The 12,680-nt window shown below is 56.9% G+C and carries 12 protein-coding genes; 7 read left to right on the forward strand and 5 right to left on the reverse strand.

The window, feature by feature from the left end:
- Positions 1–30: 30 nt before the first annotated feature.
- The 4 genes from K1Y02_04980 (at position 31) to K1Y02_04995 (ending at position 4,560) form a co-directional block, all read left to right on the forward strand.
- Positions 31–1,401, forward strand: a complete 1,371-nt coding sequence (locus K1Y02_04980) for a sulfatase (protein MBX7255693.1) — start codon at positions 31–33, stop codon at positions 1,399–1,401.
- Positions 1,402–2,022: 621 nt separating this feature from the next.
- Positions 2,023–3,036: a 3-deoxy-7-phosphoheptulonate synthase gene (aroF, locus tag K1Y02_04985; GenBank protein ID MBX7255694.1), complete on the forward strand. Its 1,014-nt coding sequence runs from the start codon at positions 2,023–2,025 to the stop codon at positions 3,034–3,036.
- Positions 3,037–3,224: 188 nt separating this feature from the next.
- Positions 3,225–3,821: an SMC-Scp complex subunit ScpB gene (gene scpB, locus K1Y02_04990; protein MBX7255695.1), complete on the forward strand. Its 597-nt coding sequence runs from the start codon at positions 3,225–3,227 to the stop codon at positions 3,819–3,821.
- Between the two features lie 16 nt (positions 3,822–3,837).
- Positions 3,838–4,560, forward strand: a complete 723-nt coding sequence (locus K1Y02_04995) for an rRNA pseudouridine synthase (protein MBX7255696.1) — start codon at positions 3,838–3,840, stop codon at positions 4,558–4,560.
- 209 nt (positions 4,561–4,769) lie between these two features.
- Here K1Y02_04995 and K1Y02_05000 read toward each other — a convergent pair whose 3' ends face one another.
- Positions 4,770–5,387, reverse strand: coding sequence for a hypothetical protein (locus tag K1Y02_05000; GenBank protein ID MBX7255697.1), 618 nt, complete (start codon positions 5,385–5,387; stop codon positions 4,770–4,772).
- Between the two features lie 144 nt (positions 5,388–5,531).
- Here K1Y02_05000 and K1Y02_05005 point away from each other — a divergent pair, with 144 nt between their 5' ends.
- The 3 genes from K1Y02_05005 to K1Y02_05015 all read left to right on the forward strand — a co-directional run bounded on the left by K1Y02_05005 (position 5,532) and on the right by K1Y02_05015 (position 7,285).
- A complete protein-coding gene (locus K1Y02_05005; GenBank protein MBX7255698.1) occupies positions 5,532–5,858 on the forward strand; it encodes a DUF433 domain-containing protein in 327 nt (108 codons plus the stop codon).
- 18 nt (positions 5,859–5,876) lie between these two features.
- The gene (locus K1Y02_05010) at positions 5,877–6,230 is read left to right on the forward strand and encodes a DUF5615 family PIN-like protein (GenBank protein MBX7255699.1); all 354 of its coding nucleotides are present in this window, start codon (positions 5,877–5,879) and stop codon (positions 6,228–6,230) included.
- 74 nt (positions 6,231–6,304) lie between these two features.
- Positions 6,305–7,285: an endo alpha-1,4 polygalactosaminidase gene (locus tag K1Y02_05015; GenBank protein MBX7255700.1), complete on the forward strand. Its 981-nt coding sequence runs from the start codon at positions 6,305–6,307 to the stop codon at positions 7,283–7,285.
- A gap of 68 nt (positions 7,286–7,353) precedes the next feature.
- Here the strand turns inward: K1Y02_05015 and K1Y02_05020 are convergent, their stop codons facing one another.
- The 4 genes from K1Y02_05020 to K1Y02_05035 form a co-directional block, all read right to left on the reverse strand.
- Positions 7,354–8,871, reverse strand: a complete 1,518-nt coding sequence (locus tag K1Y02_05020) for a glycosyltransferase family 39 protein (GenBank protein ID MBX7255701.1) — start codon at positions 8,869–8,871, stop codon at positions 7,354–7,356.
- Between the two features lie 25 nt (positions 8,872–8,896).
- Positions 8,897–10,456, reverse strand: a complete 1,560-nt coding sequence (locus K1Y02_05025; GenBank protein MBX7255702.1) for a glycosyltransferase family 39 protein — start codon at positions 10,454–10,456, stop codon at positions 8,897–8,899.
- Between the two features lie 55 nt (positions 10,457–10,511).
- Entirely contained in the window at positions 10,512–11,720 is a 1,209-nt protein-coding gene (locus K1Y02_05030) for a DEAD/DEAH box helicase (protein MBX7255703.1), read from the reverse strand.
- 289 nt (positions 11,721–12,009) lie between these two features.
- A partial coding sequence (locus tag K1Y02_05035; GenBank protein ID MBX7255704.1) for an aminotransferase class V-fold PLP-dependent enzyme occupies positions 12,010–12,680 on the reverse strand: 671 nt, incomplete at its 5' end.

A 12,680-nucleotide genomic window follows, 5' to 3' on the forward strand; every position in this document is an offset into this window, starting at 1 on the left:
GCGAGAAATCCGGACTGTGAGGGACTGTCAGTGAGGAGCATTTCCTTTTCGCGGCGGCGTTTCCTGGGCGTAACGGCAGGCGGATGCATTTCATTGGCGTTGGGGAAGCGCGCAGACGCGTCGCGCGTTCCCAACGTTATCTTTGCCTTCAGCGACGAGCACCGGTGGCAGTCCATGCCATTCACGGAAATGCCGGAAGTCCGTGCGCCGAACATGGAGCGCATCGCCCGCGAAGGCACGGAGTTTACGCACTGCATCAGCAATTACCCCGTGTGCACGCCCTATCGAGCCATGTTATTGACGGGACGATGGCCGTACCGAACAGGAATGATCGACAACAACCTGCAGCTCCGCCCCGAAGAAGAGACGATTGCGAAGGCGTTCAAGGCCGCGGGTTATCGGACCGGCTACATTGGAAAGTGGCATTTGGGTGGGCTCCGCGCGGAGCCATTTGGATTTGACACGTCATTGATTTGGACGGGCAGCAAAGGCCATAGCCAAAGCAAGTGCCACGTCGCCGACGGTCCACCGGTTGAGATGAAGGGATATGCGCCGCCCCTGATGACGGACCAAGCTCTCACGTTCATGGACCAGGAGCGCGACAAGCCCTTCTTCTTGATGCTTTCGTGGATTCCACCGCATTCACCGTTCCGCGATGTGCCGGATGAATTCAAGGCGATGTATCCCAAGGGATCGTTGCCGCGCCGGCCGAATGTGCCTGAGGCCATCGCCAAGGAAGGTGTGGAAGGTCCTATCTGGGGCAATAACGGCTGGGAAGATTTCCAGGGTTATAACGCGCATATCACGGCGATTGACCGCGAGTTGGGACGTCTGTTGGAGGCGCTGGAAAAGAAGGGCCTTGCGGACAACACGATATTGGTCTACTCATCCGATCACGGGAGCATGTTCGGGTCGCACGGTGTGGGGAGCAAGCGGCAACCCTACGAGGAATCCATACGCGTGCCGTTTCTCGTTCGCGCACCGGGCCGTGTCCCGGCGGGGAAGAAAGTAGATGCGCTGTTCGGGGCCATCGACATCATGCCCACGCTGTGTGGCATGGCAGGAGTAGACGCACCGACCGGACTGGATGGGCAGGATTTCTCTCCGTGGATGCGTGGCGAATCCGGCCCCGACCCCGAATCGGCGTTTATCATGCACATTTCGAAGAAGAACGCCTCGGGCGGCGACGAACACCCCGCGCCGTTGTTCCGTGGACTCCGTACCAAGCAGCACACCTTCGCGGTGCTCGGGGAAGGCGGCGGGCTGTTGTTCGACAACACGGCAGATCCCTATCAGATGAAGAATCTCTTTGGCGATCCTGCACATGAACCGAAACGCGAGCAGTTGAAGGGTATGCTACGCGACTGGTTGGCACGGGCTGTCGACCCCTACGAGCTCTGACCCCGATTTCACACAGCGCAGCCTAGCCGAAACCAAATTGTCTCAACCACCGATGAACACCGATGCACGCCGAAAAGAGTTCAATCCGGCGCGTGCCGTTTCAAACCACGGGGAACACTGGGAGCACGGGGAAATTCGTGAAGCTTACACAGACCCTATCGGATGGTAGTACGAAAAGAAGGACAAATCGAACGCGAATGATATCCGACCTGGGCGAGCACCAGAGCCACAGAGAATTGCGCCTGATTCCCTGCCTTAATAAAGCGGAAGAGCGCCAAACTGGAAGACAACTTCTGCGAAAAGAAACACAGAAAGTGCCCGGTTGTAGTAGGAACACACTTGAACCTCTCTCGTAACCCGTGTGATTGCGAGACTTGCGGCGAAAAACAAAGCGGTCCTCCAAGAACAAGGTGTGTTCGCGAGAAATCCTCAAGGAATAACCTCAACGTCGTGCCTGCGAGCGATTTGCATCGGAGTTCAATCGCGCCCATCTACATTGCGGACTAGACGGGCCTGCCGCGTGGTCCTTGCGATGATCACCTCTTTTGCTTTTCGGCATATTCCATGGCTATAATCCGCGTTTACTTAGCAAGGGCACCATCTCGGAAGAAAGAAACCAGCATGATCATCGTGATGTCTACGCACAACCGTGCGGAAGTTGAAGACGTTATCAAGAAAGTTGAAGAGTTCGGCTATAAGGCCCACGTAATCGAAGGCGTCGAGCGCACCGTGATCGGCGCAGTGGGCGACGAGCGCACCAAAGCACGACTCCAATCGCTGGAATCCATGCCCGGCGTCGAGAGCGTCGTGCCCATTTTGAAGCCGTATAAGCTTGCGAGCCGCGAACTCAAGCATGAGGACAGCGCAATTGAGGTGGGGCCTGTAACCATAGGTCCCGGAAAGTTTTGCGTGATGGCGGGCCCGTGTTCCGTGGAGACGCGCGAGCAGATACTCGAGACGGCCCATGCGGTCAAGTCGGCCGGCGCGCACATCCTGCGCGGCGGTGCATACAAGCCGCGCACTTCGCCGTACGCCTTCCAAGGATTGGAGGAGGAAGGTCTTCAGCTTCTCGCGGAAGCGCGCAAGGAAACCGGCTTGCCCTTTATCACGGAAGTGATGACGCCCGAGCAGGTTCCCATTGTGGAAGAGTACACCGATATTCTGCAGGTCGGCGCTCGCAACATGCAGAATTTCGGATTGTTGAAGGCCGTCGGCCGCACGAAGAAGCCCGTGTTCTTGAAGCGCGGGATGATGTCGACCATCAATGAACTACTGATGTCGGCGGAATATGTGATGTCCGAAGGAAACACGCAGGTCATCTTGTGCGAACGCGGTATCCGCACGTTCGAGACTGAGACGCGCAACACCTTCGACATCGCCGCGATTCCGGTACTTCGGAAGCATACGCATTTGCCGATATTTGCCGATCCGAGTCACGCGACCGGGCACTGGGATCTGGTGATTCCGATGGCGATGGCAGCCGTTGCGGCCGGAGCCGACGGGATCATGGTTGAGGTGCATCCGCGACCCGTCGAGGCGTTCTCCGACGGAAGCCAGTCGCTGAAACCGAAGCGATTCCAGGAAATGATGGATGCGATTAAGCCGCTGCTTTCGGTGGTAGGCAGAACGTTTTAGTCCGCATGGTGTACCGGCGCGATCAGGCGCCGGTACACCATGCTTTCGTGTAAGACTTTGGGGTTCCACCATGAGGATTTCTCGCGACCCCTTTGTTTATGGGGGTGCGGGCATTTCGCTGCAACCGGCAAATTGCCCAGTTGCAGTGGGTTCTAGCGCGAACTCGCGAGAAATTCGGGGTAGCCGGCATGACGGAAGAGATCGTCGAACAACAAGACCAGGAAGAAGAGGTCGAACTCGAAGCGGTTGAGTCGTTAAGCCGCGACGAGTCTCGCCAGACCTTGCACGCGCTGCTGTTTGTCAGCGACCGCCCGATGAGCGCGGAGCGTCTGGCCGAAGCGCTGGGCGATACCGATCGTGAAATGGTGGTGACGCTTCTCGATGAATTGCGCAAAGAGATCGAGATGTCGTACGCGCCGTATACGTTGAAGGAAATCGCCGGCGGCTATCAACTCACCACAAAGGCAGAGTACGCGCCGTACATCCGGCGCCTGTTCCAGCTAAAGAAGCGCAACCGGCTATCGAAGGCCGTGCTCGAAACGCTGGCGATTGTCGCGTACAAACAGCCTGTCACACGCGGAGAGGTCGAAGCCATTCGAGGCGTGAGTGTGTCACATGCGTTCGATATTCTGCAGGAGAAGCGGTTGATCAAAGTCGCGGGAGTTGCGGAGGCGCCGGGACGCCCCAAGATCTATCGAACGACGGACGAGTTCCTTGTTCATTTCGGCATCAAGAGCCTGAAAGAGTTGCCGACGATCGAGGAACTTCGGGAAACGGCTCCGTAGCTGGCCGGGGCGCGCAATGAGACTGCAACAATACTTGGCGATATGCGGGGTGGCTTCGCGGCGCGCGTCGGAGAAGCTCATCTCCGATGGCCGGATCGCGGTAAACGGTCATCGCGCCGAACTGGGGCAGAGCATCGACCCTGACAGCGACCACGTGACGTTCGACGGGCGTGTCATCGCAGCGGAATCGAAGGTTTATATCCTGCTGAACAAACCGCGCGGTATTGTCACGAGCGTCAAGGATACGCACCATCGCAAGACCGTCGTGGACTGCGTCCATGGGGTCAATGCGCGATTGTTTCCCGTGGGCCGGCTCGATATGGACGTCGAGGGCGCGCTAATTCTCACGAATGACGGCGATCTCGCCTACAAGCTCATGCACCCCAAGTTTGAAGTGGAGAAGGTGTACATCGCGTGGGTGCGCGGCACTGTGAGCAGCGAGACGATCAAACGCCTCGAAAAGGGCGTGCACCTTGACGACGGTATGACGGCTCCGGCCAAGGCAGCGATACTCTCATCGGGCCGCGGCGCAACTCTACTTCAACTTACACTCCATGAAGGCCGCAATCGTGAAGTGAAGCGCATGTGCGAGAAGGTCGGTCATCCCGTGCTCGAACTAAAGCGCGCAGCGATTGGTCCCCTGCAGATCAATGGCCTTAAGCCCGGCGAGTGGCGGCATCTGAAGGGCGAAGAACTCGACCGGCTGCTCAAGCTGGGAGAAAAGAAGCCGCACCGATAGAGCGCGTGGCAGACAACCTGCATGTCGTGTCGGTCGCACAAAAGGCAGGAACGCAAAGAAGCCTGCTACCATCAGTATAACCACCCAGCATCCATTCCAATCTCAAGATTGTTGTCTCGTTCTAGGTGAATTGTCTCGTGGTGAAACGGAATTGGACGTCGTGACCGGCAATTGAAGGTGCAAGCTGGTCTGGAGTGCCTTGCGCCGGGCTACGAGACCGGAGACCCCCATGCTTTGCCGTCGACCATCATTTGGACGGCGGAGCCATCATAGACGATGGAAAACGAGCGGTGCACCTGCGGGCCGAAGAGGTAACTGTACTTGGAGACTATGTCTTCGGGATTGTCGCTGTCGCGGTATTCTTCTTGGAAGGCCAGGTGTTTTGGCATCTCGTAGGCATGGCTGCTAATCGCGTTCAGCGTGCGAACTTGATACGCGAGATCCTTGTTTTCATTGATCAACTCCGCGATGCGGTCCGTGTCGTTGCGGTCACCGGTGACGGAGATGACGCCGGTATTGTCGTCTACCTTGATGGTGATGGGCGGGTCTTTCTCAAAACCGTTCTCGCGGAAGAAATCTCCCAGTTTGGACGCGAGATCGGCAGATAATGCCTGGACGCTTTTGGCTGTGGGCAGAATGAGCGGTTGACTCGCCAGCAACTGAGAGGCGCCGGAAAATTCCACCGTGTCCGGCGTTAATTCGGAGTCGTTCAGCATCTGGGTAAGGCTATTTGTGAAGGACCCACTGTATTGTGCGTTTGCGGGTTTCTTTGACACCGATGAACGGTAAGCGTAGGCGCTCTGAGAATCGGAAATGCGCGATATCACGTGATACTCCTTTCGTGTATGGCGGATCTATGGATACTAGCCGGGCGATCAAGGAGCAAGAGAGGTGCCAAGGCCGAGCAGAGGTGATTCCGAGCACGGGTATGCATTGAAAAGGCACAGGGTGAGTATTATTCTTGAATAGTCATGAGACTGGCATTGAAAACAGATAAATTGCCGCTGCAAGTGGGCAAAGATGGTGTTGTGCGCGTTGCTAATACTCGCATAACCCTTGATGTCTTCGTAGCAGCATTCGAAAACGGGGCAACAGCAGAGGAAATTGCGCAGCAGTATCCTTCCTTGAATCTAGCCGATGTTTATGCGGTTATCGCTTACTATCTTCGCCAGCGGGCGGCGGTCACCGAGTACTTGCGCGGACGCCAAGTAGTTGCGGCGTCAATTCGGCAGGAAAATGAAGTGCGATTCAATCCGCGCGCAATACGTAAGCGCCTATTGGCGCGCCGCACTCAATGAACCCTCGCGGAGATTGATATGCTCCGCTTCGCTGCTGACGAGAACTTCAACAACAACATCATCCGTGCGCTTGTGCGTCGTCGGCCTGTGCTAGACATCGTACGTGCCCAGGATGCGGGTCTTTCTGGGGCCGACGATCCAACGATCCTAGAGTGGGCGGCACGCGAATCACGCATACTGCTAACGCATGATGCGAGTACAATTACACGTTACGCCTATGAACGAGTTGTCGGTAAACGTTCCATGCCCGGGGTATTTGAGGTCGGCGCGAATGCGCTCTTCGGTGCTGTAGTCGAAGACATTCTCCTCATGGATGAATGCGCTGAGCCGGGAGAGTGGGAGGGGCAGATTTTGTACCTCCCGTTGCCCTAACGCCAGTCGCAAGCTCGCGCGGTATAATATGAAGACAGACCCAGGCTGCGGCGCCGGTCTGCCAAGGGGGATTCATGAGAGTTGTTTATCGTGGCGTGGCCGGCACGGTGCTAGCTATAGCACTGATATTCTCAGCGGGGTGTCCAACAGATGGAGGCACTCCCACGACACAGTACCGGCAGGACATGCGGGACCTGGTTGAGGACATCAGCGCCTACGCACGCACGCTCAAATCCGGATTTCTTGTTGTGCCGCAGAACGGCCTCGAACTGCTCACGACCAACGGCGAAGCAGACGGCCCGCTGGACGACGATTACATCTATGCCATCAACGGCGTGGGGCAAGAGCATCCGTTTTACGGACAGGACACGTTCAACTTTGCGACGAATGCGAACGACAGGGACTATTATCTGGAGTTCTTGGATCGCGCGGAATCGGCAGGCTTGCAGGCAATCGTGACCGACTATTGCGTCACGAATTCGTACGTTCTCAATGCATACAACCAATGTACGGTACGGGGGTATCTCAGCTTTTCCAGTACTTATGACCTCGACTCCATTCCGTCATACCCTGATGACCCGTTCGCGGAAAACGACGACGACGTGGAGTCGCTGGGCGATGCGAAGAACTTCCTGTATTTGATCAACGGCGACAACTATGCGTCGCGGACAAGTTTCGTCAGCGCGCTCGCCGCAACGAACTACGATGTGCTGATCATCGACCCGTATCAAGACGGAGAAGCATTCACGGCGACGCAGATCAACACGTTGAAGGTCAAGGCGAACGGCGGAATGCGGCTTGTCCTGGCGTATCTGAATATTGGCGCCGCGGAGAACTGGCGATACTATTGGCAGCCGGGCTGGCGAGTGGGAAGTCCGTCGTGGATTGCCGGCGCATACGACGGTTGGCCCGGTGAGTATTGGGTCAAGTATTGGGATCCTGCTTGGCAGTCGATTCTCTACGGCAACGATTCAAGCTACGTTAAACGGATTGTCGACGCGGGATTTGACGGAGTCTATCTGGACAATATCCTTGCGTTTGAGTATTTCGAGTAGGCGGTGCGCACACGAAGTAACTGGTGTCGCCCAGCGCCGGTAGCGTCAAGCCATCCTTGCGGCTGTGACTACGAGATCTTCTTAACGCGATAGATGTAGAGCGGGGCAAATCCAGGGAATTCCTTGCGCTCGATTTCGTAGTTCCTGCCTTCCAGTAATTGGTCGATATGCTTCGCGCTTACGCGGATTGAGGGCGACAAGATTCTGGAGACAATAAGCCAGACTGTCTTGCCGGTTTCAATTTCCTCAATGACTTTGCCTTCATAGTCCATGCTGAGAATAAAGCGACTCGGATCGAGTTTCGAGTAGTAGGTAAACGGCGCAACGCAACGCTTCCCCGTGAACACGATTCTGTCGTCGGGCGCAATGCGGGACTCGAGATACGCGACCCCGGAAGCAGAGTCGATGCGGAGGGGGCGGTCGAAGCTCAGGACGTTGCATACCGTCATGAGGATGAAGAAGGTGCACGCGAGCATCCGCCGCGTAGGCGTCTTTAGAGTGGTAACGCAACCCGCCATCATGAGGAACATGGGGAAGGCTTGGTAGCCCAGATAGCGCTCCGACAGGCACGGGCGGACGGTGTAAGACAGGACGAGCAATGTCACAACGGGCACGATCAACCAGGAAATGAGGAGTATGGCGGCGGGTCGGTTGTATGTGGGTGCCTGGCTATTCTCGCGGGAGAGAACGATGTTCTTGCGTCGAACGACAAAGACGATGCATGCGAGAATAAATGCGGCCCCCACTATGTGCAGATAGGGTATGCCGAGCAACTGATAACGTACCGGGTCGCCAAGACTGAACTTGGTCCCCGGGAACACGTACAGGTAGCAGCCGAGGACGTGCCCGATGCCGGGGGGCTGAATCCACCCGAGGTGCCGGTCGACGGCGCTCGTGTCGATCGAACTCACCCACATGGCGAGCAAGAGCAGGGCGGGTACATGTGCGAGTGACCACAAGACCACGGGGATGACGCGCCGCCGTTGAAGCAAAAGATAAGCGATGCCTTGAGCAACCACTACTGAGAGAGCGAGCAGGTGCGTAAAGAAGAGGGCGCAATTAAAGGCGATATTCAGTACCCACCACAGGGGTTTTCGTTCTGTATAAGCGAGGTAGAACGTGTACATGGCCGCCAGCGCGAGCAGGAACGTTAGCGCATACATGCGGATTTCCTGCGATTGATAGAGCATGGTTTTTGAGAATGCTCCGAAAAGAAGCGTCAACAGTCCGCCTGCGGGTCCGAACAGCCGCCGCCCGAATACGTACAGAAGAACGAGCGTCGTCATCCCAAAGGCGAGAGAAACGGCGCGCAGCGCCAAAATGGAGTGCCCCGTCGCCCACGCGGTGTAGTACTCAATCACGAAGTAGAGGGGTACGATTGCCGGATCGATTTCGACTTGTGTTTTGAAGTAGTCGGCGATCGTGGGAGAGTGGAGATAGAGAACACTCGTAGCCTCGTCGTGCCAAAGCGATTCGCCGGAGATTCCGTACAGACGATACGCAAGCGCGGAGAGCATGAGAAGAACGACAAGGGTCCAATGATATAAAGACTCTTTTCGCGCGATAGTCCGAGCTTCATCGTCCATAGTCCGCATCTCCTGTCCGTCGTGCTTAATCCTCGTACGGCATTACTCTGTAGACCGCCAAAGGCACCATCCCGTCAATGATGAAGCAGTCGTGTTTGTACCCTAGACGCTGCACTTTATCGTCAAAGTCCACCGTTGAGGTGGACTTATAGACTGGGATGATGACCCACGAACTGGTGCCGCTCTCGACGCACGACAGCGTGCCGTCCAGGTATTGTGGCCCGCTTCGCATATTCATGTTCGATAAGACTCCGCCGATCTTAAGGACTGCGGTCCCAACCTCGTGGTCCGTGAACACGAAGTCTCCTGGCTTCCCGTATGCGTCAATAATTCGAGCCGCGGTCTTCATGTCCGAGCGCAAGGGGCGTTTCAGGTCTGTGAGCTGAAGCAGAAGCGGGGCCAGAAGCAATGCAATGGCGAGCACGCGGATGATGCCTTTTGGAGTGACAGCGGCTCCTGCGCCCGCCAGGATGCAGAATGCGAATGCCGGGTAGAAGACATAGCGGTTGACGAAGTACGGTTTCACTTCATGCGAAATAATAAACAGGACGAATGGCGGGACCAAGAACACGATAAAGAGAAAGAGCAGGGGAACGGGAGCATACCCGGGACAAGCCCGCAGAGAGCGTGGCAAGGCGACGCGTGAGCGAAACGTGAGCATCCATGGGCCTTCACCGGCGGGATGAAATTTTGTTTTCACGCGATGACGGAATACCCAAACGAGGAGCCATAGGGATGCTGCAATCATGAAGGCGCCGGGGAGCGCGTGGGTGCGCAACCCGAGCAGGTGAGGCCGGGTGCATTCCATCATGAAGTTGGAAGAGCCTGAACAGAAGTAGAAATAGTGTACGAATAGACTCCACCAAGTTGGCGAGGATATCCAGTTGACCGCAACATTCATTCTCCGGAGGTCGTCGTCAGACAGCCACAGCCCCAGCAGGAGCAGAAACGGGGCGTGTCCCAATGTCCACACAAAGGCGCGGCGGAATGGCCTTGGTCGAGTGAACAGCAGGATAAACAGTCCTTCAGTGAACAACAGGATGCAGCCCCACAGGTGTGTCCAGACGATGGCGGCGTTTACCAGCACATTGACGATCCATAGCGAACGCCGTTTCGAGTTGTGCGCAGCGATGAAGGTCAGCAGAGAGAGTTGGGCAAGAGGCAAGAAAAGCGCATACATGCGTATTTCTTGCGAGTAGTATACGTGCACCCTTGAAATCGCCAGCAGAGCCGCGGCAACTAACCCCGCGGTTCCTCCGAACAAATAACGTCCTGTCGCATACACAAGTCCTATGGTAATCAGCGAGAGCGCAACAGAGAGTATACGTACGGCGACAATGTTGCCGCCGGCCAGTCTCGCGCACAGGTATTCGAGGGTGAAGTATGCTGGGACTACGGTCGGGTCGTTGTCGCGCAGTTCCTTGAAGAATTCGCCGAGTGTAGGTTGATCGAGTGAGGCCGTGCTGACAACTTCGTCATACCATACCGATTCGTCTTCAATGCGGTAGAGCCGAAGAGCGGCAGCAATACACAGGATAGCAATGAGGAACGCAACCTCCCATTGCTTACTGGACAACTTGGCCATACACCTCCACGCGCACGTCCTCCCGGATGGACTGTACGCCGCCGCAAATTTCGGGTTATCTGCGCCGCAGCAATGAACGGCCGGGGCGTCTCTTTGGCGCGCGAGCCGACGTCTGTTCCTCCTTCGGAACAAAGAGAGACAGGACTGGCGGCGCCTTTTCCCATTCCTGGCGAGGGAGACGGCGCCCCAGGGCGCGCTCGATGGTCTCGAGGGCGAGGTGTTCGGAAGGCGACACGAACGTTATGGCATCGCCCTCGGCGCTTGCGCGGGCCGTGCGGCCGATACGGTGGAGATAATCTTCCGCGGTAGGCGGTATATCGTAATTGACGACGTGCGAAATTCCTTCAACGTCGAGTCCGCGAGCGGCCACGTCCGTCGCCACGAGGATTTTGTAACGGCCATTTCGGAAACCTTCCAGCGCTTGTTCGCGCTGCTTCTGGCTCAAATCGCCGTGAATCGCCGCAGCTTTGAACCCTGCCTTGCGGAGTGTGGTTGCCAGGCGGTCGGTGCGGCTCTTGGTCCTCAGGAAAATGACCGCCGAATTGATTTCCTGCTTACGGAGGATTTCTATCAGGAGTCCCGATTTGTCCTCCGACATCACAGGGTACAAGAGTTGTCGAACGCTTTCTACCGGCTTTGAGATGGATCCCACGTTGATTCGCTCGGGATCGTGCATCATTTCGCTGGTAAGGCGCGCGATTTCATCGGGGAAGGTTGCCGAAAACATCATGGTCTGACGTTCCTTGGGCAGCTTGCGGAGGATGGACCGGATATCCGGAAGAAATCCCATGTCGAGCATGCGGTCGGCTTCGTCCAGAACAAGGATGCTGAGGTCTTTGAAATTGATGTTGCCCCGGTTCATATGGTCCAGCAGCCGGCCCGGCGTGGCCACGATGACAGCCCTTCCGCGGCGCAGGTCTTCGGCCTGGCGTTGAAGACCGACGCCGCCGTATAAGACGATGCTCTTGATTTGTACGGCCTTACCCACTTCCTCAATCACGCGTTGCACTTGCACGGCCAGTTCTCGCGTGGGCGTCAGCACGAGCATCATATTGCGCGTCAACTTCGTCGCGCCCAGCCGCGTCAGGCTTGGAAGCGTAAACGCCAGCGTCTTGCCAGTCCCGGTTTGAGCTACGGCGACAAGGTCCTTGCCTGTCAAGGCGACAGGAATGGCTTGTGCCTGAACCGGAGTAGGTGTGGTTATGTTCTGTTCGTGCAGGACGCGCAGGCATCGCGGGTCCAGACCGAACACGGAAAACGGCATGAAAGTCTCCTCTCGACAGTCAGGTTGTGGCGCGGACAAATCGCAGGCAGGCAGAACAGCCATACCCCGTCTTTACGCAGTGGGCGCCCGGAAATAGAAGCCATCATCGCCCACACGGTTGAGCCGGGACGCCCCACGGCGCCATTTCGAGACAGCAGTATACGGCGAGCAGGGGACAAGATGCACATTGCCTATCAGAGTGTGCGTATTCCCCGTGTCAAGGGACAGGCCCACTTGACTCTCTTTCGGACCACGACGAAGCGAGCCGGAAAGTCCAGCATTCAGACGTTCATTTCCCGCCCTGCGCAAACACCTCCTGCGCGGCCGCGACCGCGACACCGGTCCGAATCGGCGCGCCCATGGCACTGAGAGTGGATTCCATGGCGCTCAGGCAGAGCAGCACGTTTTTCATGCAGGAGGATTGCCCCATCAAGCCGACACGCCAGATCTTGCCGGCCATTGCGCCGAGGCCTGCGCCGATCTCGAGGCTGTAGTCCCGCAACAATCGCGCGCGGACTTGGGCCTCGTCGACGCCCTCGGGGACACTGATTGCATTGAGCTGAGGCAGCCGGTCGTTTTCGGGTACGACAAAAGACAGGCCCATCGCCTCAAAACCGGCGCGCAGCGCGCGATGGTTGTGCGCGTGTCGCGACCAAGCACGCTCAATGCCTTCCTCTTTGAGCATGACCAAGGATTCGTGTAGCGCATACAGCAAGTTAATCGGTGCGGTGTGGTGGTAGGTGCGCTTTGCTTCGCCGCCCCAATACGACATAACGAGTTGCAGGTCCAGAAACCAGCTTTGAACCTTGGTTTTGCGCGTACGGATCACATTCGCCGCGCGTTCATTGAAGCTGACCGGCGAAAGGCCAGGGGGGCAAGAGAGGCATTTTTGCGTACCGGAGTAAATTGCGTCGATACCCCATTCATCGACCTTTACGGGTGTGCCACCCAAGGATGTCA

It is taken from the genome of Candidatus Hydrogenedentota bacterium (assembly GCA_019695095.1).
In the GTDB taxonomy this organism is placed as follows: Bacteria; Hydrogenedentota; Hydrogenedentia; order Hydrogenedentales; family SLHB01; genus JAIBAQ01.